Source organism: Mycobacterium sp. MAC_080597_8934 (genome assembly GCF_000523975.1).
Classification (GTDB): domain Bacteria; phylum Actinomycetota; class Actinomycetes; order Mycobacteriales; family Mycobacteriaceae; genus Mycobacterium; species Mycobacterium avium.
Genome location: NZ_JAOS01000004.1, coordinates 7,514 through 32,278, shown reverse-complemented (window position 1 = coordinate 32,278; position 24,765 = coordinate 7,514). Strand labels below are relative to the sequence as shown.

Below are 24,765 nucleotides of genomic sequence, written 5' to 3'. Positions count from 1 at the left end.
ACACGCCCTCGCGCGGCAGCCCGGAATCGGCGGTGAGCAGCTGCGTCACGTTGCGGTGGCTCACCGCAACGCCTTTGGGCACACCGGTGGTGCCCGAGGTGTAGATCAGGTAGGCGATGTCGTCCGCACCCGGCGGCGGCAGCGGGGTCGACGGCTGAGTGTCGACGGCCGGGTCGTGCACGTCGAGGACGACGACGTGGTGGCCGTGCAGCCGCGGCGCCAGCTCGGCGGTGCTGATCGCGACCATCGGCGCGGCGTCGGCCAGCATGAACCCGATCCGCTCGTCCGGCAGCGCCGGGTCGATCGGCAGGTAGGCGGCGCCGGCCTTGAGCACGGCCAGGATCGCGACGATGGCCTCGGCCGACCTGGAAAACAGCAGGGCCACCCGCTCGCCGGCGCCCACCCCGAAGCCCGCCAGCCGGTGCGCCACCCGGTTGGCGGCCTCTTCGAGCTCGCGGTAGGTCCACGAGCGGTCTTCGTAGACCAGCGCGACGGCGTCCGGGGTGCGGGTGGCCTGCTCAGCGAAAACCGTTGGGATGGAGTCGAATTGGGCTACCGGCCCGGTGAGCGCGGCCCGGTTGCCGATGCGGTCGAGGTGCGCGTGCTCGCCGGCGTCGAGCAGGTCCACCGAGGACACGGATTGTGTCGGGTCGGCCGTCATCGCCTCCAGCACCCGCTGCAGTCGCCGGATCAGCGTCTCGATGGTGTCCGCGTCGAACACGTCGGTGCGGAATTCCACCCGTCCGCCGATCCCGGCGGGCTCGTCGTCCTCGGTCCAGCGTTCGGCCAGCGAGAACGTCAGGTCCATGCGGGCGACCTGGGTGTCCAGCGGCATCGAGGTGACCCGCACGTCGCCCAGGGCCAGCCCGGCGCCGGGGTCGGTGTCCTGGCCGGCGAAGTTCTGCCAGGCCAGCATCACCTGCACCAGCGGGTGATGGGTGAGGCTGCGGGTCGGGTTGAGCCGCTCCACCAGCACCTCGAACGGCACATCCTGGTGCTCGAAGGCCTCCAGGCTGCGGGTGCGGACCCGGGCCAGCAGCTCGGTGAAGCTGGGATCGCCGGACAGGTCGACCCGCAGTACCAGGGTGTTCACGAAGAACCCGACGAGGTCGTCGAGGGCCGGGTCGCGCCGCCCGGCGATCGGGAAGCCGACGGCGACGTCGGTGCTGGCGCTGAGCTTGGCCAGCAGCACCGCCAGCGCGGCCTGCACCACCATGAAGCTGGTGGAGTTGTACTCGCGGGCCAGCCGGGCGACCTGCTGCTGCAGATCGGCCGGCCAGTCCACGTCGACGGCCGCGCCGCGCTGATCGGCGAGCTGCGGGTAGGGCCGGTCGGTGGGCAGCGCCAGCCGCTCGGGCATGCCGGCCAGCGCCTGCTGCCAGTAGGCCAGCTGGGCGGCGATGCGGCTGCCACTGTCGGCCAGCTCGCCGAACTGGGCGCGCTGCCACAGCGTGTAGTCGACGTATTGCACCGGCAGCGGCTCCCAGCCCGGGGCGTGACCGGCGCACCGGCTGGCGTAGGCCACCCCCAGGTCACGCACCAGCGGCCGCAACGACCAGCCGTCGGCGGCGATGTGATGCACCACCGCCACCAGCACGTGTTCGTCCTCGCCGATGCGGAAAAGTGTTGCGCGCAACGGGATTTGGGTTGCCAGGTCGAAGGTTTCGCGGGCCGCGGCGTCGACGGCCTCGCGCAGCCGGCTCGCCGACCAGTCGCGGGCGTTCACCACCCGCCAGCCGAGGTCGGCGCGCTCGGCCGGCAGCACCACCTGCTGCGGCGTTCCGTCGGGCGCGGCGAACACCGTGCGCAGGCTCTCGTGCCGGGCCACCACGTCGGCCAGCGCCGCGCCCAGCGCCCGGTCGTCGAGCCGGCCGTGCATCCGCAGCGCGGCCGCCATGTTGTACACCGGGGACGGCCCCTGCAGCTGGTCGAGGAACCACAGCCGGCTCTGCGCGAACGACAGCGGCACCACCGCGGGACGTTCGCCCGCCGTCAGCGGGTCCAGCCGGCCGGCGTCCTCACCGATGCGCGGCGCCAGGTGCGCGACCGTGGGCGCCTCGAAGATGGCCCGCACCGGGACACCGACGTCCAGGGCGCTGTTGATGGCCGCGATCACCCGCATCGCCGAGATGCTGTCGCCGCCCAGGTCGAAGAAGGAGTCGTCGACCCCGACCCGCTGCACGCCCAGCACGTGGGCGTAGATGCCCGCCAGGATCTCCTCGGTGGGGGTGGTCGGCGACCGGTAGCCGGCCGCAGCGTATTCGGGCGCCGGCAGGGCGCGCAGGTCGAGTTTGCCGTTGACGGTCATCGGCAGCGCGTCCAGCACCACCACCGCGACGGGGACCATGTAGGCCGGCAGCCGCTCGGCCAGCCGGGAGCGGGCCTCGGCCGGGTCGGCGGCGCCGGTGATGTAGCCGACCAGCCGCTTGTCCCCGGGCCGGTCCTCGCGGGCGATCACGACCGCCTCGTCGACGCCGTCGAGCGCGGCCAGGGCGGAGCGGATCTCGCCGACCTCGATGCGGTAGCCGCGGATCTTGACCTGCTCGTCGGCGCGGCCCAGGTAGTCCAGCTGCCCGTCGGCGCGCCAGCGCACCAGATCGCCGGTGCGATACATCCGCGCCCGGACGCCCCGAACGGACACGCCACGAACCGCGACGCGGTCAGCCCGGCCCGGCGCAGGTAGCCGTAGCCCACGCCGCGGCCGGCCACGTACAGCTCGCCGACCACGCCGGCCGGCACCGGGCGCAGCCAGCCGTCCAGCACCAACAGCGCCGTCCCGGGCACCGGCGAGCCGATCGGCGGCGCCCCCGAACCGGCCGCCAGCGGTGTGCTGGCCGTCGAGAAGATGGTGGCTTCGGTCGGGCCGTAGACGTTGACCATGGCGCGCCCGGGCGCCCAGCGGTCCAGCAGCTCGGGCGGGCAGGGCTCGGCGCCGATCACCAGCGCCGCGGATTCCAGGCCCTGCGGGGAGAGCATCCGCACCGCCGACGGGGTTTGGCTCAACACGGTGACGTTCTCGGCCACCAGCAAGGCGTGGAAGTCCATCGGTGAGCGGGCCACCGCGTCGGACACCACCACCAGCCGGCCGCCGTGCAGCAGCGCGCCCCAGATCTCCCACACCGAGTAGTCGAACGCGTACGAATGGAACTGCGTCCACACCTGATCGGCGGACAACTCGACGCCGACGGCCTGCGCGTCGAACAGCCGGGTCACGTTGTGGTGGCTGACCGCAACGCCTTTAGGCACGCCGGTGGTGCCCGAGGTGTAGATGATGTGCGCGACGTGGTCGGGGTCCGGCGCCGGCGGCGCGGTGTGCGGCTGGCGGGACAGCGCGCGGTCGCCGATGTCGACGACGGTCAGGTCGCGGCCGCGCAGCGGGCCGGCCAGCGCGGCGGTGGTGACCGCGGCGGTCGGCGCGGTGTCGTCGAGCATGAACTCGATGCGGGCCGCCGGCAGCGCGGGGTCGATCGGCAGGTAGGCCGCCCCGGTCTTGAGCACCGCCAGGATCGCCACGATCGCGTCGGCGGACCGCGGCAACAGCAGCGCCACCGCTTGCCCCGGGCCCACCCCGCGGCCGATCAGCAAGTGCGCCAACCGGTTCGACGCCTCGTCGAGCTCCCGGTAGGTCGTGGTGCGGCCCTCGAAGGTCACCGCCGGCGCTTGCGGGCTGCGCTGTGCCTGCGCGGTGAACAGCGCCGGGATCGACGTCCGGGTGGCGGGCCGGTCCAGGACCGCCCGGGCGCCCCAGTCGTGCAGCCGCTCGTGTTCGGCCGGGTCGAGCACGTCGATCGACGACAGCGGCCGTGCCGGGTCGGCGGTCATGGCGACCAGCACCCGCCGCATCCGCTCGATCAGCGTCGCGATGTCCTCGTCGTCGAAAACCCGTGTGGCGTATTCGATTTGGAGGCGCAGCTGCGACCCGGGCTGAGCCTGCACGGTCAGCGGGTAGTGGGTGGATTCGCGGCTGGTGATGTCGGTGACGGCCAGCTCCTGGTCGCCGGACAGCGCGCCGGCGTCGATCGGGTAGTTCTCGTAGGCGAACAGCGTGTCGAAAAGCTTGTCCTGGCCGGTGATTCGGTGGATCTCGTTGAGCGCCAGGTGCTGGTGGTCCAGGGTGTGGTTGTAGGCGCCTTGCAGCTGGTGCAGCAGGTCGGCGGTGCTGGTGGTCGCGGTGATGTTCGCCCGCACCGGCACGGTGTTGATCAGCAGGCCCACCATCGTGTCGGCGCCGGGCACCTCCGCGGGCCGGCCCGACACCGTGGTGCCGAAGACGACGTCGCGTTGCCCGGTGAGGGCGCACAGCAGGCGCGCGAACGCCGCCTGCAGCACGGTGTTGACGGTGGTGTGGCAGGACCGGGCCAGGTCGGTGACGGCCCGGGTCAGGTCGGCGGGCAGGGTGAACGTCTCGACCTGTTGCGGCCCGAGCTCGACCGGGTCCTGGGGCCCGACCAGGGTCGGCGTGTCGAAGCCGGCGAACACCTCGGCCCACGCCGCGCGGGCGGCGTCGAGGTCCCGTTCGGCCAGCCAGTCGACGAAGCCGCGGTAGGGCGCCGGCGCCGGAAGCCGCTGACCGTAGTAGGCGGCGAAGATCTCGCCCAACAGGATCGGCATCGACCAGCCGTCCAGCACGATGTGGTGGTTGGTCAGCAGCAGCCGGTGCCGGTCGGTCGCGGTGCCCACGAGCGCCACCCGGAAGGCCGGCGACTCGGTGAGATCGGCGCACACGGCGGCGCGCTCGTCGGCGCCCAGCTGGCGGATCTGCTCCTCGCCGTGCAGCTCGACGACCTGCCAGGCCGGTGCCGGGTCGGCCGGGATGATCTGGACCGCCTGGTCGTAGCGGTCGCAGAACCGGGCCACCAGGTTGGGGTGCCGGTGAACCACGGCGTGCACCGCGTCGCGCAGCCGCGCGGCGTCGAGCGGGCCGGCGATGGCGATGTCGAGCTGCCCGGCATAGAGGTCGTCGCTGCCTGACGCGGTGTTGGCGTGGAACAGCAGACCCTGCTGCACCGGGGTCAGCGCCAGCACGTCGGCGATACGGTGTTGCCGCGCAAGCTGATCGAGCTGCTGCTGGGTGAGCCGGGCCGGCGCGATGTCGGACGGCGTCAGCCCGCCGCCGCCGGCGCGCACGTGCGCGCAGATGCCGGTCAGCGCCTGCGACCACAGCCGGCTCAGCCGGGCGACCTGCTGATCGTCGAGCGCCGAGGGCGCCCAGGTCCAGTTGGCGTGCAGCCGCGGGCCCGACGCGGAGTCGACGGTGACCGCGTTGAGCTCCAGGGTGTGCATCAGCGGCATGGGGATGGCGGCGGCCGCGCGGGTGGCCGTCCAGCCGTCCGGCTCGGGCCGCCACATGTCGGCGGTCAACTCGGTGGCCCCGCCCTGGCGGCCCAGGTAGTTGAACCCGATCGGCGGGTCGTCCCCGTCCAGGTCCACGCCGGGCTTCAGGTAGCGCAGCAGCCCGTAGCTCAGCGGGTCGGGCAGCGAGCGGAGTTGTTCCTTGGCGGCCTTGAGGGTGTCGCCCAGCCCCGGCGCGCCGGCGACGACCTGCGCCCAATCCAGGGCGCCGACGGTCAGGGCGACCGGGTATTTGGTGGTGAACCAGCCCACGGTGTGGGACAGGTCGATGTCGCGGCCCAGTTCCTCGTGCCGGCCGTGGCCCTCGACGTCGATGCCGATCGGCGTGCCGCGGGTGCCGCAAAACTCCGCGCACGCCAGCGCGAACGCGATCAGCAGGATGTCCTGCACGCCGGCGTGGAACGCCGCCGGCACCTCACCGAGCAGCATGGCGGTGGTCTCTGCGTCCAGCTCGGTCGAGAGGTGGCCGGCGGTGGCGAAGGTGTCCACGTCGGGACGCACCGCGGGCAGCGCCGGCGGGGTCGCCGCCACCGCCTGCCAGGCGCCGGCCCGGTCCGCCACGTCCGGGTGGTGGGCGTGCCCGGCCAGCCGTGACGCCCACCGGGCGAACGAGGTGCCCGCCGCGGGCAACGCCACCGGCTGCCCGCCGTGATGCTGCGCCCAGGCGATGTTCAAGTCCTGCAGCAGGATTCGCCATGAGACACCGTCGACGGCCAGGTGATGGATGATCACCACCAGCTGCCCGGTGGCGTTCGCCCACACCGCGCTGAGCATCACGCCGGCGGCGGGGTTCAGCCGCGACCGCGCCTCGATGACGGCCGCGTCGGACAGCTCGTCCACCGCATGCAGGCAGGCGCCGGCGTCCACCGACCCGGGCTCGGGCACCTGCAGCGACCACTCGCCGGTGGCGTCGTCGCGCTCGACGCGCAGCCGCAGCATGGCGTGCCGGTCCAGCAGGGCCTGCAACACCGTGACCACGTCGGCCTCGGTGACGCCGGCGGGCGCCCGCACCAGCATGGCCTGGTTGAACTGATCGACTTGGCCGCCGGCGCTTTCCACGTCCTGCAGCCAGCGGATGATCGGGGTGGCGGTGATCTCGCCGACACCCTCGTCGGCCGCGGCGTCGGCGTCGGCCACCTCGGCGACCCGGGCCAGCCGGGCGACTGTCTGCTCGACGAAGATGTCGCGGGTCTTGCACACCAGGCCGGCGGCGCGGGCCCGGGTCACCACCTGCATCGAGGAGATGCTGTCGCCGCCCAGGTCGAAGAACGAGTCGTCGACCCCGACCCGCTCCACGCCCAGCACCTGGGCATAGATGCCGGCCAGGATCTCCTCGACGGCGTTGTCGGGGGCGCGATACCGGTCGGCGTCGGAGTATTCGGGTGCGGGCAGGGCGCGTGTGTCGAGTTTTCCGTTGGGCGTCAACGGGATTGCGTCGAGCGTGACGACGGCCGCCGGGACCATGTAGGCGGGCAGCCGTTCGGCCAGCGCGGCGCGCACCGCGGCCGAGTCGGCGGCCCCGGTGACGTAGCCGACCAGCCGCTTGTCCCCGGGCCGGTCCTCGCGGGCGACGACGACCGCCTGGTCGACACCGTCCACCCAGGCCAGGGCGGCGCGCACCTCGCCGAGTTCGATGCGGTAGCCGCGGATCTTGACCTGTTCGTCGGCGCGGCCCAGATAGTCCAGTTGCCCGTCGGCGCGCCAGCGCACCAGGTCCCCGGTGCGATACATCCGCGCACCCGGCCGCCCGAACGGACACGCCACGAACCGCGACGCGGTCAACCCGCCGCGCCGCCAATAGCCGCAGGCCACCCCGGCGCCGGCGACATACAGCTCGCCCACCACACCCGGCGGCACCGGGCGCAGCCACTCGTCCAGCACGAACACCGCCCCGCCCGGCACCGGGGAGCCGATCGGCACACCACCCAGCGCTCCCGGCCGCAGCGGCGCGCTGATCGCCGCGTACACCGTGGCCTCGGTGGGGCCGTAGGCGTTGATCATCGTCCGCCCCGGCGCCCAGCGGTCGACCAGCTCGCTCGGGCAGGCCTCGCCGGCCACCACCAGAGTGAGGTCCTCGAGGCCCTCGGGTGACAGGGCGCCGGCCGCCGACGGGGTCTGGCTGAGCACGCTGACCTGTTCGGTTATCAGCAGCGCGTACAGGTCTTCGGGTGAACGGGCCACCGATTCGGGCACCACGACCAGCCGCCCGCCGTGCAGCAGGGCGCCGAAGATCTCCCACACCGACACGTCGAAGGCCAGCGAATGCCACTGCGACCACACACCCTCGCGCGGCAGCCCCGACTCGGCCGTCAGCAACTGGGCGACGTTACGATGGCTCACCGCAACGCCCTTGGGCACGCCGGTGGTGCCCGAGGTGTAGATCAGGTAGGCGATGTCGTCCGTACCCGGCGGCGGCAGCGCGCTTGAGGGCGCGGCCTCGATCGCGGGGTCGTGCACGTCGATGACCGGCACGTCGTGCTGGCCGTGCAGCCGCGGCGCCAGCTCGGCGGTGCTGATCGCGACCAGCGGCGCGGCGTCGGCCAGCATGAACCCGATCCGCTCGCCCGGCAGCGCCGGGTCGATCGGAAGGTAGGCCGCCCCCGACTTGAGCACCCCCAGGATCGCGACGATCGCCTCGGCCGACCGGGAAAACAGCAGTGCCACGGTGTGTCCCGGGCCGGCACCCCGCACGCGCAGCAGGTGCGCCACCCGGTTGGCGGCCTCGTCCAGCTCCCGGTAGGTCATCCGGCGGCCGCCGCAGACCAGCGCAACGGCGTCCGGGGTGCGGGCGGCCTGCTCGGCGAAAAGTGTTGGGAGGGAATCGAACCGGGGCGGAGGTCCGGTCAGCGCCGCCCGGTTGCCCAGGGTGTCGAGGCGGGCGTGCTCCCGCTCGTCGAGCAGGTCCACCGACGACACGGATTGTGTCGGGTCGGCGGTCATCGCCTCCAGCACCCGCTGCAGTCGCCGGATCAGCGTCTGGATGCTGTCCGGGTCGAACACGTCGGTGCGGAATTCCACCGTGCCGCCGATCCCGCCCGGTTCGCCGCTCTCGCACCAGCGTTCGCCGACGGAGAAGGTCAGGTCCATCCGCGCGGTGTGGGTGTCCACCGGTATCGGCGTGATCTCCACATCGCCGAGGGACAGCCCCGCTGCCGGGCCGGTGTCCTGCCCGGCGAAGTTCTGCCAGGCCAGCATCACCTGCACCAGCGGGTGATGGGTGAGGCTGCGGGTCGGGTTGAGCCGCTCCACCAGCACCTCGAACGGCACATCCTGGTGCTCGAAGGCCTCCAGGCTGCGGGTGCGGACCCGGGCCAGCAGCTCGGTGAAGCTGGGATCGCCGGCCGCGTCCACCCGCAGCACCAGGGTGTTCACGAAGAACCCGACCAGGTCGTCCAGCGCCGGGTCGCGCCGCCCCGCGATCGGGAAGCCCACCGCCACATCGGGATTGGCGCCGAGCTTGGCCAGCAGCACGGTCAGGGCGGTCTGGATCACCATGAAGCTGGTGGCGTTGTGCCGGCGGGCCAGGTCGCCGATTCGCTGCTGCAGCTCGGCCGGCCAGTCGATTTCCACCGTGGCGCCGCGCTGGTCGGCCACCAGCGGATAGGGCCGGTCGGTGGGCAGCGCCAGCCGCTCGGGCATGCCGGCCAGCGCCTGCTGCCAGTAGGCCAGCTGGGCGGCGATGCGGCTGCCGGGATCGTCGAGATCACCGAATTGCGCGCGCTGCCACAGCGTGTAGTCGACGTACTGCACCGGCAGCGGCGTCCAGTCGGGGCCGCGCCCGTCGCACCGGCGGGCATAGGCCGCACCGAGATCACGCACCAGCGGGGTGATGGACATGCCGTCGGCGGCGATGTGGTGCACCACGGCCACCAGCACGTGCCGGTCGTCGCGGAGACGGAAAAGCTCTGCGCGCAACGGGATTTGGGCTGCAAGGTCGAAGGTGTAGCGGGCGGTGGCGCCGATCGCCTCGTCCAGTTGGTCTGCCGACCAGCCGCTGGCGTCGACGACCTCCCACCCGAAGTCGGCCCGCTCGGCGGGCAGCACCACCTGCTGGGGTCGCCCCTCGGGGGCCGCGAACAGGGTGCGCAGGCTCTCGTGCCGGGCCACCACGTCGCCCAGCGCCGCGCCCAGCGCCTCGGTGTCCAGCGGGCCGTCCAGCCGCAGCGCGGCCGCCATGTTGTAAACCGGTGAGGGGCCCTGCAATTGATCCAGGAACCACAGCCGGTTCTGCGCGAACGACAGCGGCACCACCGCGGGCCGCTCACCGGCCGTCAACGGCTCGAGTCCGCTGCCGCCCTCCCCGATCCGGGGCGCCAGCGCGGCGACCGTGGGCGCCTCGAACACGGTGCGCACCGGCAGGTCGGCGTTCAGGGCGGCGTTGACGGCCGCGATCAGGCGCATCGCCGAGATGCTGTCGCCGCCCAGGTCGAAGAAGGAGTCGTCGACCCCGACCCGCTGCACGCCCAGCACCTCGGCGTAGATGCCGGCCAGGATCTCCTCGGTCGGTGATTCGGGGGCGCGGTACTCGCCGGCGGCGTAGTCGGGGGCGGGCAGGGCGCGGGCGTCGAGTTTTCCGTTGGGGGTCAACGGGATTGCGTCGAGTCCCAGCACGGCGGCGGGGACCATGTAGGCGGGCAGCCGCTCGCCCAGGCGCGCGCGGGCCTCGGCCGGGTCGGCGGTGCCGGTGATGTAGCCGACCAGCCGCTTGTCCCCGGGATTGTCCTCGCGGGCGACGACGACGGCCTGCTCAACCCCGTCCAGCGCCGACAGCGCCGCCTGGATCTCGCCCAGCTCGATGCGGTAGCCGCGGACCTTGACCTGCTCGTCGGCCCGGCCCAGGTAGTCCAGCTGCCCGTCGGCGCGCCAGCGCACCAGGTCCCCGGTGCGATACATCCGCGCACCCGGCGCCCCGAACGGGCACGCGACGAAGCGGGCCGCGGTCAGGGACGGTCGCCCGAGATACCCTGCGGCCACACCGGATCCGGCGACGTAGAGTTCGCCCACCACGCCGGGCGGCACCGGCCGCAGCGATTCGTCGAGCACGAACAGCGCCGCCCCATCGACCGGCGACCCGATCGGCGGTATGCCGGATCCCGCGGTCAGCGGGGCGCTGATGCTCACGCACATGCTGGTTTCGGTCGGGCCGTAGCCGTTGACCATCACCCGTCCGGGCGCCCATTGGTCCACCACCTCGGGCGGGCAGGCCTCGCCGGCCAGCACCAGCGACACCGACTCCAACCCCTGCGGGGAGAGCATCGCCACCGCGGACGGGGTTTGGGTCAGCACGGTGACGTGCCGGGCGATCAGGGCGTCGTGCAGGTCGTGCGGCGAGCGGGCCACCGCCTCGGGCATCACCACCACGCGTCCGCCGCGCAGCAGCGCGCCGAAGATCTCCCACACCGACACGTCGAAGGCCAGCGAGTGACATTGCGACCACACCCCCGGCGACGGCAGGCCGGCGTCCAGCGACCCCAGCAGCTGGGTCACGTTGTGGTGAGTGACCGCAACGCCTTTGGGCGCACCGGTGGTGCCGGAGGTGTAGATCAGGTACGCGATGCCGTCCGGGTCGGGCAGCGGCAGCGCGGTGTCCGGCAGGGTCTCGATGCCCGGATCGTCGACGTCGACGACGGTCACGGGGCGGCCGGTGAGCCGCTGCGCCAGCTCGGTGGTGGTGACGGCGGCGATCGGTTCGGCGTCGCCGAGCATGAACTCGACGCGGGTCTGCGGGGCCGACGGGTCGATGGGCAGGTAGGCCGCCCCCGTCTTGAGCACCGCGAGGATGGCGGCGACCGCCTCGGCGGATCGCGAAAACAGCAGTGCCACAGTCTGCCCCGGGCCGGCGCCGGCCGCGGCCAGGCGATGCGCCAGCCTGTTGGACGCCTCGTCGAGCTGCCGGTAGGTCACCGACAGGTCGTCGCAGACCAGCGCCACCGTCTCCGGCACCCGGGCCACCTGGGTGGCGAACAGTTCGGGCACCGACACCCGCCCGCTCGCCGGCCGGGTCAAAATCGCCGTGTTGCCAACCTCTTCCAGGTAGGCGCGCTCGGCATCGTCGAGCAGATCCACCGCGGACAGCGGCCGGCCCGGATCGCCCGTCATCGCCTCCAGCACCCGCCGCAGCCGTTCGATCAGCGTCTCGATGGTGGCCGCGTCGAACACGTCGGTGCGGAATTCCACCCGCCCACCGATGCCGGCGAATTCGCCGTCGGGGTTCCAGCGTTCGGCCAGCGAGAACACCAGGTCCATCCGGGCGGACTGGTCGTGCACCGGCACCGACGCCACGTCGAGGTCACCCAGTGCCAAAGCGGCCGCGGGGTCGTCGTGCCCGGCGAAGTTCTGCCAGGCCAGCATCACCTGCACCAGCGGGTGATGCGTCAGGCTGCGGGTCGGGTTGAGCCGCTCCACCAGCACCTCGAACGGCACGTCCTGATGCTCGAAGGCGGCCAGGCTGCGGGCCTGAACCCGGGCCAGCAGCTCGGCGAAGCTGGGGTCGCCGGTCAGGTCGATCCGCAGCACCAGCGTGTTGACGAAGAAGCCGACCAGCCGGTCGAGCGCGGGGTCGCGCCGCCCGGCGATCGGGAAGCCCACCGCCACATCGGAACTCGCGCCGATCTTGGACAGCAGCACCGCCAGGGCGGCCTGCACCACCATGAAGCTGGTGGCGTTGTGTTCACGCGCGACCCGGCGCACCCGCTGCTGCAGCTCGGCGGGCCAGTCGACCGCCACGCTGTCGCCGCGCTGGTCGGCCACCGCCGGGTAGGGCCGGTCGGTGGGCAGCGCCAGCCGCTCGGGCATGCCGGCCAGCGCGTCCTCCCAGTAGGCCAGCTGCGTGCCGATGCGACTGTCGGGGTCGTCGAGATCACCGAACTGGGCACGCTGCCACAGCGTGTAATCGCAGTACTGCACCGGCAAGTCGGCCCATCCCGGGGCATGCCCGGCGCACCGGCTGGCGTACGCCTGACTCAGGTCGACGCCCAGCGGCGTCAGCGACATGCCGTCGGCGGCGATGTGGTGGACGACGATCACCAGCACGTGCTCATCCTCGGATACCGCGAAAAGCTCTGCGCGGATTGGTATTTCGGCGGCCAGGTCGAAGGCGTGGCGGGCGACGTCCTGGACGGCGTCGTCCAGCCGGTCGGCCGGCCAATCGGTGGCATCGATGACGTCCCAACCGAATTCGGCGCGCTCGGCGGGCACCACCAGCTGGCGGGGCGTCCCCTGGTGCGACGGGAACACGGTGCGCAGGCTCTCGTGCCGGGCTACCACGTCGCCCAGCGCCGCGCCCAGCGCCCCGGCGTCGAGCCTGCCGCGCAGCCGCAGCGCCGCGGCCATGTTGTACAGCGGTGAGGGGCCCTGGAATTGGTCGATGAACCACAACCGGTTCTGCGCGAAGGACAGCGGGACCACGTCCGGCCGCTCGGCGGCCACCAGGGGCGCCAGCCCGCCGGCGCTCTGCGCGATGCGCGGCGCCAGCTGGGCGATGGTGGGCGCCTCGAAGACGGTGCGCACCGGCAGGTCGGTGTCCAGCGCGGAGTTGATCGCGGTGATCAGCCGCATCGTGGTCAGCGAGTCGCCGCCCAGGTCGAAGAACGAGTCGTCGACGCCGACCCGCTGCACGCCGAGCACCTCGGCGTAGATGCCGGCCAGGATCTCCTCGGTCGGTGATTCGGGGGCGCGGTACCCGCCGGTGTGCCGGTAGTCGGGCGCGGGAAGGGCGCGGGTGTCGAGCTTGCCGTTGACGGTCATCGGCAGCGAATCCAGCACCACCACCGCGGCCGGGACCATGTAGGCGGGCAGGCGCTCGGCCAGCGCGGCGCGCGCCTTGGCCGGGGCCACCGACCCGGTGACGTAGCCGACCAGGCGCTTGTCCCCGGGGTTGTCCTCGCGGGCGACGACGACGGCCTGCTCCACCCCGTCCAGCGCCGACAGCGCCGCCTGGATCTCGCCCAGCTCGATGCGGTAGCCGCGGACCTTGACCTGCTCGTCGGCGCGGCCCAGGTAGCGCAGTTGCCCGTCCGGGCCCCAGCACACCAGGTCGCCGGTGCGGTACATCCGGGTTCCGGGTTCGCCGAACGGGCAGGCCAGGAAGCGCGCGGCGGTCAATCCCGGTCGGCGCCAATAGCCGACGCCGACGCCGTCGCCGGCCAGGTACAGCTCGCCGACCACCCCGGGCGGCACCGGGCGCAGCCAATCGTCGAGCACGAAGAACGCCGCCCGGGTCACCGGGGCGCCGATCGGCGGGAAGCCCGACCCGGCCGTCAGTGGTGCGCTCTTGCAGGCCCACATGGTGGTTTCGGTGGGGCCGTAGACGTTGACCATGGTGCGGCCCGGCGCCCAGCGGTCCACCAGCTCGGGCGGGCAGGGTTCGGCGCCGATCACCAGCGCGGTGCCGTCCAGCCCGTCGGTGCGCAGCAGCCCGACGGCCGACGGGGTTTGGGTCAGGACGGTGACGTGTTCGCGAACGAGCAGGTCGTGGAACTCGTTCGGGGAGCGCGACACCGTTTCGGGCACCACCACCAGGCGGCCGCCGTGCAGCAGCGCGCCCCAGATCTCCCACACCGAGAAGTCGAAGGCGTAGGAGTGGAACTGGGTCCACACCTGCCGCGGCGACAACTCGATGCCGATCCGCAGGTCGTCGAAGAGCTGGGCGACGTTGTATTGCGTCACCGCAACGCCTTTGGGCACACCGGTGGTGCCGGAGGTGTAGATGATGTGGGCGACGTCATCGGGGTCGGGCACCGGTGGCGCCGTCGCGGGCTGGGTGGCGACGGCGGGGTCGGCGACGTCGACGACGGTGAGGTCGAAGCCGTGCAGCCGCTCAGCCAACGCGGCGGTGGTGACCGCGACGATCGGGGCGGCGTCGGTGAGCATGAACTCGACGCGGGCCGCCGGCAGGGCGGGGTCGATCGGCAGATAGGCCGCCCCCGACTTGAGCGCGGCCAGGATGGCCACGATCGCCTCGGCCGACCTGGGGAACAGCAGCGCCACCCGCTCACCCGGGCCGGCGCCATGGTGAATCATGAAGTGCGCCAAGCGGTTAGCCGCTTCGTCGAGTTCGCGGTAGGTCATGGACCGGCCGTCGCAGGTCAGCGCGACCGCGTCGGGGGTGCGCGCCGCCTGCGCGGCGAACCGGTCGGGCACCGACACCGGGGTGGCCGGCCGGGCCAACACCGCGGTGTTGCCCCACTTTTCGAGCCGGGCATGCTCGTTGGCGTCGAGCAGGTCGACCGCCGACAGGCGGCGCTGCGGATCGGCGGTGACCGCCGTCAGCAACCGCTGCAACCGCTCGATCAGGCCCTCGACGGTTCTGCCGTCGAACACGTCGGTGCGATATTCGGCGGTCACCGCGATGCCGGCGCGCTGACCCGACTCGGTGAAGCGTTCGGCCAGCGAGAAGGTCAGGTCCATGCGGGCGGTGTTGGTGTGCAACGGCATCGGGGTGACCTGCAGGTCGCCCAGGGCCAGCCCGGCGGCCGGGGCGGTGACCTCGCCGGGGAAGTTCTCCCAGCCGAGCAGCACCTGCACCAGCGGGTGGTGGGACATGCTGCGGGTCGGGTTGAGCCGCTCCACCAGCAACTCGAACGGCACGTCCTGGTGCTCGAACGCGGCCAGGCTGCGCCGGCGCACCTGGGCCAGCAGCTCGGCGAAGGTCGGGTCGCCGCCCAGTTCGTTGAGGTCGACTCGCAGCACCAGCGTGTTGACGAAGAAACCGATCAGCTCGTCGAGCACGGGTTCGGGGCGGCCCGCGATCGGAAAACCCACGGCCACATCGGAACTGGCGCTGACCTTGGCGAGCAGGGCGGCGAACGCGGCCTGGACCACCATGAAGCTGGTCGCGTTGTGCTCGCGGGCCACCCGGCGAAGCTGTTGCTGCAGTTCGGCCGGCCAGTCCACCGCCAGCCGCGCGCCGCGGTGGTCGGCCACCGCCGGGTAGGGCCGATCGGTGGGCAGCTGCAGCCGCTCCGGCAGCCCGGCCAGCGCGTCGGTCCAGAAGTCCAGCTGGGCTGCGATCCGGCTGCCCGGATCGTCGACGTCACCCAGATGCGCGCGCTGCCACAGCGTGTAGTCGGCGTACTGCACCGGCAACGGCGCCCAGTCGGGGTCTCGGCCGGCGCACCGGCTCGCATAGGCGACCCCGAGGTCCCGGGCGAACGGGGTGATCGACCAGCCGTCCGCGGCGATGTGGTGGACCGCGACGACCAGCACGTGTTCGTCGTCGCCGCGGGCGAAAAGCTCGGTGTGCAGCGGACTTTCGGCCGACAGGTCGAAGGTGTAGCGGGCCGCGGCCGACATCGCCTCGCGCAGCCGGTCTTCCGGCCAGCCGCGGGCGTCGACGACGTCGCAGGCGAAGCCGATCCGATCGGCAGGAATGACCACCTGCTGCGGGGTTCCGTCGGCGGTCGCGAAGACCGTGCGCAGGCTTTCGTGCCGGGCCACCACGTCGGCCAGCGCCGCGCGCAGCGCGTCGGCGTCCAGCCGCCCGGACAGCCGCAACGCCACGGTGATGTTGTACATCGGTGACGGGCCCTGGAACTGGTCGATGAACCACAGCCGGGTTTGGGCGAACGACAGCGGGATCACCGCCGGGCGCTCACCCGCCACCAGCGGCTCGGGCCGGTCGGCCTCGCTGCCGACGCGCAGCGCCAACTCGGCGGCGGTGGGCGCCTCGAAGACGGTCCGTACCCCGAGGTCGGTGTTCAGGCTCGCGTTGACGGCGGCGATCAGCCGCATCGCCGACAGGGAATCCCCGCCGAGATCGAAGAACGAGTCGTCGACGCCGACCCGCTCCAGCCCGAGCACCTGGCCGTAGATGCCGACCAAGATCTCCTCGACGGCGGTGGACGGGGCGCGGTAGCGGTCGGCGTCCTGGTAGTCCGGCGCCGGCAGGGCCTTGCGGTCGAGCTTGCCCGAGGTGGTCATCGGGAATTCGTCGAGCGCCACGATGTGCGTCGGCACCATGTATTCGGGCAGCCAGGCGTTCAGCCGCTCCCGCACCTGCGCGATCTTGGTGTTGGCGCGCGGGTCGTTGGTGTGCCGGGTGCGCTGTCGGGCCCCGGCGGGCGGCAGGTAGAGATCGGTCAGCGGCTCGGCGGCCTGGTCGCCGTCCTGCACGAAAACCGCGCTGAGAGTGCCGGGTTGGGCGCCCCAGGTGACGGCGACGCGGTAACCGGTGGCCTCACCGACGCGATGCAGTTCCTCGGCGACGGCGGCTGCGGTGTCGGATCCGGCCGCGGCGAGCGCGTCGGCGACGGGCAGCCCCGCGGCCAGCGCGGCTTCGACCCGGACGTCGTCGATCACCCCGGCCTGCGGAATGTCGGTGACGCGGACAACGGCGGGGCGCCGCGCCGCCAGTTGGTCGCGCAGTCCGGCGCAGTCGGTGCAGTCGGTCCACGACCAGGTGGGCGCGGCGGCGACCGACCGCACCGGCGCGGGCGCCTTGTGGATGAGGACGTCGTAGCGGTAGCGGTTCAGCTCGTTGTCGGACAGTCCGCGCTTGAGCTGGATGTCGAGTCCGGCCGCCGCGGGGCGGGAGTCGGCCCAGTTGGTGAAAAACTCAGGCGCCAAAAGCAATTCGGTTTCACCGAGCATGGCGTGGCGGACGCGCTGCCGGATCTCGGCCGCATCGGCGCCGCCGCCGCGGGCCAGGGCGATGCCGGTTTGGAAGGCGCCCTGCAGGGCGTGGTTGCGGACGTCGCCGATGAACAGCGACCCGCCGGGGGCGAGCAGCTCCAGGGCGTTGTCGATGACGTCGGCGAGATACCCGGCGTTGGGGAAGTACTGGACGACCGAGTTGATGACGATGGTGTCGAAGCGGCCCGGCGGCAGCCCGTCGGTGACGTGGGCGGGCTGGGTCAGCAGCTCGACCCGGTCACGCCAGGGCAGCTGCAGCTGTTCCATCGATCGGGCCAGGTTGTCGATCGCCACCGCGGAGAAGTCGGTGGCGACATAGCGGTCGCACCGCGGGGCGATCTGCGACAACAGCAGCCCCGAGCCCGCGCCGATCTCCAGCACGCGTCGCGGCCGCAGCGACATGATGCGATCGACTGTGGCGGAACGCCATTCGGCCATTTCCTGCAGCGGGATCGGCTCGCCGGTGTAGCTGCTGTTCCAGCCGCGGAAGTCCTCGCCGAACGTCGCGGCGAGGTCGGCGCCGTACAGGTCGTCGTAGAGGTGCTGCCACTGCGCGACGTCGTCGGCGTCGTCGGTGTCGTGGCGGACGTCCGCGTCGCTCGGCCCGTCATCGAGTGTCACGTAGGCGACCAGTTGGGAGCCGGCGGCGCTGTCCTGCACGGTGACGGCCGCCTGGGTGACCTGCGGGCAGGCCAGCAGGGTGTTCTCGATTTCGCCCAACTCGATGCGTTGCCCGCGCAGCTTGATCTGGTTGTCGGCGCGGCCGAGGTAGTCCAGCGTCCCCTCGGGCGTCCAGCGCACCAGGTCGCCGGTGCAGTACATGCGCTCACCCGGGCCGCCAAAGGGGTTGGCCACGAACCGTTCCGCGGTCAGGTCCACCCGGCCGAGATAGCCGTGGCCCAGCGCCGGCCCGCTCAGATATAGCTCGCCCACCACGCCGACCGGGACGGGCTTCAGCCAGCCGTCCAGCACCCGGGCGCACACGCCGGGGATCGGGGCGCCGATGCGCACCGGCTGGCCCGCCGTCAGCCGTGCGCAGGTGACCCAGATGGTGGTCTCGCTGGGGCCGTAGCCGTTGAACATCTGCCGGCCCGGCGCCCAGCCGTCGACCAGCTCGGGCAGGCAGGCCTCCCCGACGGCGACCAGGGTGTGCAGCCCGTCGAGCCGGCCACGGTCCAGCGTCGAGATCACGGTGGGGGTCAGGATGGCCGTGCCGACCCGCTGGTTGTGCAGCAACGCGGTCAGCGCCTCACCGGCGTACACCTGCGGCGGCGCCACGATCAGCGCCGCCCCGGATCCCGCGGCCAGCAACAATTCCCCGACGGATGCGTCGAAGGTCGGGGAGGCGACCATCAGCACCCGCGCGTCCGCGCCCAGGCCGAACAGCTCGCGCTGGGCCGCGGCCCAGCCCAGCAGGCCGGTGTGGCTGACCGCGACGCCCTTGGGAACACCGGTGGAACCCGACGTGAAGATCAGATACGCGGTGTCGTCGGCGCGCAGCGGGAAGCGCCGGTCGGCGTCGGTGATCGGCTCGCTGGACTGGCCGGACAGGTCGAGACCGTCGATCCGCAGGATCGGCCGCGGCCCCGCGCCGGCGACTTCGTCCGTGCCGCAGGTCAATACGCACACCGCGTCCACCGTGTCCAGCACCGAGGCGACCCGCTCGACCGGGTGGTCCAGATTCACCGGCGCGTACACGCCGCCGGCCTTGGTCACCGCCCACCAGGCGACCACCAGCTCGGCGCACCGCTCGATCGCCACCCCGACCGCGCGCTCGGGGCCCACCCCGTGCTGGATCAGCTTGCGCGCCAGGCGTGTTGACCATTCGTCGAGTTCGCGGTAGGACAGCTCCCGCGCCCCGTCGACGATCGCCGGCGCGTCCGGGTCGGCGGCCACCGCCGCGGCCAGCAGCCGCGGGGCCACCCCGATCGGTGCGCTCACCCCGGCGCCGGACATCGTCGACAGCACCAGCTGCCGCTCGCCGCGATCCAGCAGGTCGAGCGACGACAGCCGTCGGGCCGGATCGGTGCTCATCGCGACCAGCACCCGCTGCAGGCGCTGCACCAGGGATTCGATGCTCGCCGTGTCGAACACGTCGGTGTCGAACTCGATGTGCAGGCCGAGTTCGGGGCCGGGCAGGGCTTCCACCGTCAGCGGGTAGTGGTTGTACTCGCGGTTGGTGAACTCGGCGATGGCCAGCCCGTCCGCGCCCAACGTCATGCCGCTGTCGATCGGGTAGTTCTCGTAGACGAACAGCGTGTCGAAGAGTTGGTCGTGCCCGGTGACGCGGTGAATCTCGCTGAGCGCCAGGTGCTGGTGCTCGAGCGTGTCGTTGTGGCTGTTCTGCAGCTGCGCCAGCAGCTGCGCGGTGGTGGTGGTCGCGGCGATCTCGGCGCGCACCGGCACCGTGTTGATCAGCAGGCCCACCATCTGTTCGGCGTCGTCGACCTCGAGCTGGCCGACCCGCGAGCGCGGGGTACCGAAGACGACGTCGTGCCGGCCGGTCAGCGAGGTCAGCACCACCGCCCAGGCCGCCTGCAGCACGGTGCTCAGCGTGGTGTGGCAGGAGCGTGCCAGCTCGCCCAGCGCCCGGGTGGTTTGCTCAGGGACACAAGACTTTTCGAAGCCGCGGCGGCCCTGCCCCAACCGGCCCTCCGGCGCGACCAGGGTGGGCGTGTCGAAACCGGACAGCACCTCGCCCCAGGCCCGGCGGGCGGCGTCGAGGTCGCGCTCGGCCAGCCAGGTGAGGAAGGCCCGGTAGGAGCCGGCGGCGGGCAGCCGCTGCCCGTAGTAGCCGGCGAAGATCTCGCGCAGCAGGATCGGCAGCGACCAGCCGTCGAGCAGGATGTGGTGGCTGGTCAGCACGAACCGGTGCCGGTCGCCTCCGGTGCGCACCAGCGCGGTGCGGAATACCGGCTGGCCGGCCAGATCGCCCACCGCGGCGCGTTCGGCGGCGCACAGCTGCTCGATCAGGTCGTCGGCATCGGCCGCACCCGTGCCGTCGAGCTCGACGTAGCGCCACTCGACGGCGGGGTCGGCGGGGATGATCTGCACCGGTTCGTCGTACTGGTCGCAGAACAGGGCCGCCAGGTGGGGATGCCGGTGGACGACGGTGCGCACCGCCTCGCGCAGCCGGTCGGCGTCGAGGGGGCCGGTGAGGGTGAAATCCAGTTGCACCGCGTACATGTCGTCCATGCCGTCGTTGCCCTGCGCGGTGCTGGAGTGGAAGAGCAGTCCCTGCTGCAGCGGGGTCAGCGGCAGGATGTCGGCGATGCGGTGCCGGCTTTGCAGCTCGTCGATCTGCTGCTGGGTCAGCCGGGCCGGGGCGATATCCGACGGGGTGAGACCGCCGCCGCCGGAGCGCACGTGCGCGCAGACACCGGCCAGCGCCTCGAACCACAGCCGGCTCACCCGGGTGATTTGCTCCGCGCCGAGAACCGAAGGCGCCCAAGTCCATTCGGCGTGCAGGTGCGGGCCGGCGCCGGTGTCGATGGTGCCGGCGTTGAGCTCGACGGCGTGCATCAGCGGCATGGGCACCGCCGCGGCGGCGCCGAGCAGCGACATGTCCTGGCTGATCCGCCACCCGTCGGCCGCCGAATCAGACGCGGCGCCTTGGCGTCCCAGGTAGTTGAACGCGATCGACGGGTCGGCCCCGGCCAGGTCGACGTCGGTGTTGAGGTAACGCAGCAGCCCGTAGGTCAGCGGTTCCGGCAGGGTGCGCAGCTGCTCCTTGGCCCGTTTGAGGACGGGGCCCAGCGCCGGGTCGCCGGCGGCCACCTGCGGCCAGCGCAACCCGGCGACGTCCAGCGACACCGGGTATTTGGTGGTGAACCAGCCGACGGTGCGGGACAGGTCGATGTCCGCGCCGAGTTCCTCGTGGCGGCCGTGGCCCTCCACGTCGATGCCGATCGGAGCGCCGGGCTCGCCCAGGAATTCCGTCCAAGCCAGGCCGAACGCGATCAGCAGGATGTCGTGGATGCCGGCGTGGAACGCCGCCGGCACCTCACCGAGCAGCATCGCGGTCGTCTCGGCGTCCAGCTCCACCGACAGGCGACCGGCGCTGGCGTAGGTGTCCACGTCGGGTCGCGGTGCCGGCAGCGCGGCCGGTGTGGAGGTGACCGTCTTCCAGCGGTCGAGCTGGCCGACCACCTCGGGGTCGCGTGCGTGCTCGTCGAGCAGTCGGGCCCACCGGGCGAACGACGTGCCCGCCGGCGCCAGCTCCACCGGCTGGCCGGCGCGGTGCAGGGACCAGGCAATGTTGAGGTCCTCCAACAGGATCCACCACGACACCGCGTCCACGGCCAGGTGGTGGATGATCACCGCCAGCTGGCCGGTGGCCTCGACCCACAACGCGGCGAGCATCGTCCCGGCGGCCGGGTTCAGCCGGGCCCGGGCCGCCAGCAGCGCCTCGTCGGACAGCGCGTCCACCGACCGCAGGCAGTCGCGGGCTTGCACCGACCCGGCCTCGGGCACCTCGAACGACCAGCCGTCGGCGCCGTCGTCGGTGACCCGCAACCGCAGCATGGCGTGCCGATCTACCAACGCCTGCAACACGATTGCGACCTCGGTCTCGGTCACACCCGCGGGCGCTTGCACCAGGACGGTCTGGTTGAACTGGTCAGTGGCCCCGCCGGCCCGTTCGGCGGCCTGCAGCCACCGCATGATCGGGGTGGGCGGCACGGGGCCGACGCCCTCGTCGGCCACCTCGGCCGCCCGGTCGCCGGAGCCGACCACCCGGGCCAGCCGGGCGACGGTCTGCTCGACGAAAACGTCTCGCGGCCGGCACGTCAGCCCGGCGGCACGGGCGCGGGCCACCACCTGCAGCGACAAGATGCTGTCGCCGCCGAGTTCGAAGAACGACTCGTCGACGCCGACCCGTTCGACACCGAGCACCTCGGCGTAGATGCCGGCCAGGATCTCCTCGGTGGGCGATTCGGGGGCGCGGTATTCGCCGGTGCTGTATTCGGGTGTGGGTAGGGCGCGGGTGTCGAGTTTTCCGTTGGGCGTCAACGGGATGGCGTCCAGCGCCACCACCGCGGCCGGCACCATGTACACCGGCAGCCGTTGGGCCAGCGCGGTGCGCGCCTCGGCCGGGTCGGCGGTACCGGTGATGTAGCCGACCAGCCGCCTGCCGCCGGGCCGGTCCTCACGGGCGATCACCACCGCCTGCTCGACATCATCCAGCCCGGCCAGCGCCGCCTGCACCTCGCCGAGCTCGATCCGATACCCGCGAACCTTGACCTGCTCGTCGGCGCGACCCCGATAGTCCAACTGCCCATCGGAACGCCAACACACCAGGTCCCCGGTGCGATACATCCGCGCACCGGGCGCCCCGAACGGACACGCCACAAACCGCGACGCCGTCAGCCCCGACCGGCCCACATACCCCGCGGCCACCCCGGCACCGGCAACATACAACTCGCCGACCACACCCGGCGGCACCGGCCGCAACCACGCGTCCAGCACAAACAACCCCGCACCGTCCACCGGCACACCGATCGGCGGTGACCCCATACCCGGGGCCAGCGGCGCGCTAATGGCCACGCACATCGTCGTCTCGGTGGGGCCGTAGGCGTTGACCATCACCCGCCCGCCCGACCAGCGATCCACCACCTCAGCCGGGCAGGCCTCCCCCACCACCACCAACGACACCGACTCCAACCCCTGCGGCGAGAGCATCGCCACCGCCGACGGCGTCTGCGTCAAGACCGAGACCTGCTTATTGACCAGCACGTCGTGCAGCTCTTCGGGCGCGCGGGTGACGTCTTCGGGCACCACCACCAGGCGCCCGCCCCGCAGCAGCGCGCCGAAGATCTCCCACACCGACACATCGAAGGCATACGAGTGGCACTGCGACCAGACCCCGGGCGACGGCAGTCCCGCATCCAGGGGCTCCAGCAGCTGCGTCACGTTGCGGTGCGTGACCGCAACGCCTTTGGGCACACCCGTCGTGCCCGACGTGTAGATGACATAGGCGACACCGTCGGCCGCGGGCACCGGCAACGCGGTGGCGGGCCGGTCCTGGAGACGGGGATCGTTGACGTCGATCACCGTCATGCCGTGGGCCTCGAGCCGGCCGGCCAGCTCCGCGGTGCTCAGCGCCGCAACGGGTTTGGCGTCGGCGAGCATGAACCCGATCCGGGTCTCCGGCGCGGCCGGGTCGATCGGCAGATAGGCCGCGCCGGTCTTGAGCACCGCCAGAATCGACGCAACCGCCTCGGCGGACCGCGAAAACAGCAGCGCCACAGACTGTCCCGGGCCCGCGCCCAGCCCGGCCAGCAAATGCGCCAACCTGTTCGACGCCTCATCCAGCTGCCGGTACGTCAGCGAACGGCCTTCGCACACCAGCGCCACGTCCTGCGGCGCCCGGGCCACTTGTGTCGCGAAGAGCTCCGGCACCGACACCGCCGGGCCCGGCGTCCGGGTCAGGACCGCCGTGTTGCCGAGCGCTTCCAGCTGCGCGTGCTCGGGGTCGCGCAGCACGTCCAACGACGACAGCAGCCGGGCCGGGTCGGCGGCCATGGCCGCCAGGATGCGTTGCAATCGCTCCGCCAGGTCAGTCGCGTCGAAGTTCGCCAACGGCTGCCCGGTGCCGACCGTGCTCAGGAATTGCTGGTCACCGAATCCCAGGAAGAACAGCCCGAAGTGCCCCACCGGGCCGAAGCTGGTGTACGTCGCGGTGGCCGGCACGTCGGCCAGGCTGAGGGTGAGACGCGCCGGGACGAAGTTGACGACAACCCGGTTCGGCGCCTGCCTCGGCCCGCTGAAGTCGCCTTCCCCGTCCAGCGTGCGGGTGGGGAATTGCTGATGCCGCAACGCTTCTCGCGAGCGCTGATCGACATGCCGACAGAAGTCGGCGAACGTGGCGGTCGCCGGGGCGTGCAGCACCAGCGGCACCACCCCGGCCAGCATGCCGGGATGCGTCTTCGACTTGGGATCGACCCGCCGGCTGACCGGGAAGTCGAGCACCACCTCGTCGGAGCCGTCGGCGCACCATCCGCGCACCAACAACGCGCAGGCGGCGGTGAGCACCGATGACCGACGGACGCCCAACGCCTTGGACAACTCCTTGACGCTGCCGATCACCGACTCGTCCAACTGCACCGGCGGGGAGGGCGAATACGGGTCTCGCCCGTCGTCGGCCGGCCGCGGCGGATGGCCGGCCGTGCCGTCGCCGGGACGGTGCGCAAGCCAATAATCCTTGTCCTCAAGGAATTTCGCGGATGCCTCGTATTCCAGCTCGCCGCCGACCAGGTCCTGCAGCGAACCGAAGAAGGCGGGCGGAATCGGTTTGCCGGACGCCAGCGCCGTGTAGACCGCCGCGATCCGCCGACCCACCAGCGCGATGCCCATCCCGTCGATGGCGATGTGATGGCAGGTGGTGAACCAGTAGTACTCGGCGGAACCGGTTCGGAACAAAGCGAATTTGATCATCGGACCGGTCAGCGGCATCGGGGTGCGCTGGATCGACGCCGCCATCTCGCGGACTTCCCGCTCCGGATCGGACGAGCCGCTCAGGTCGTAGAAGGTCAGGTCGACGTCGGAGTATTCGACCGCCTTCTGGAAGACCTGGCCGTCGGCCTCGAAGAAGCTGGCGCGCAGGCTCTCGGCCTCGCCGACCACGTGTCGCATGGCCTGGTGCAGCAGCGCGGGGTCGATGGCGCCGTCGATGCGCACCAGCACGCCCAGCTGCCATGCCACATCGAAGTGGCCGGTCTGCTGCGCCAGCCAGATGTCCAGCTGGCCTCGCGTCACCGGATATGCCCGGTCACCGCGTTTCAC

1 protein-coding gene and 1 pseudogene (1 of these 2 running past the window's edge) are annotated in these 24,765 nt (G+C 72.1%); both read right to left on the bottom strand.

Annotated features, from left to right (window positions below; all coding sequences use genetic code 11):
- A pseudogene (locus tag NF20_RS27955) lies at positions 1-2,560 on the bottom strand (amino acid adenylation domain-containing protein); its annotated part reaches 5,309 nt to the left of the window's first position; the annotation flags it as partial.
- Positions 2,455-24,765, bottom strand: a complete 22,311-nt coding sequence (locus NF20_RS02940) for a non-ribosomal peptide synthase/polyketide synthase (RefSeq protein WP_255343428.1) — start codon at positions 24,763-24,765, stop codon at positions 2,455-2,457. The gene NF20_RS02940 and the pseudogene NF20_RS27955, both read right to left, overlap by 106 nt.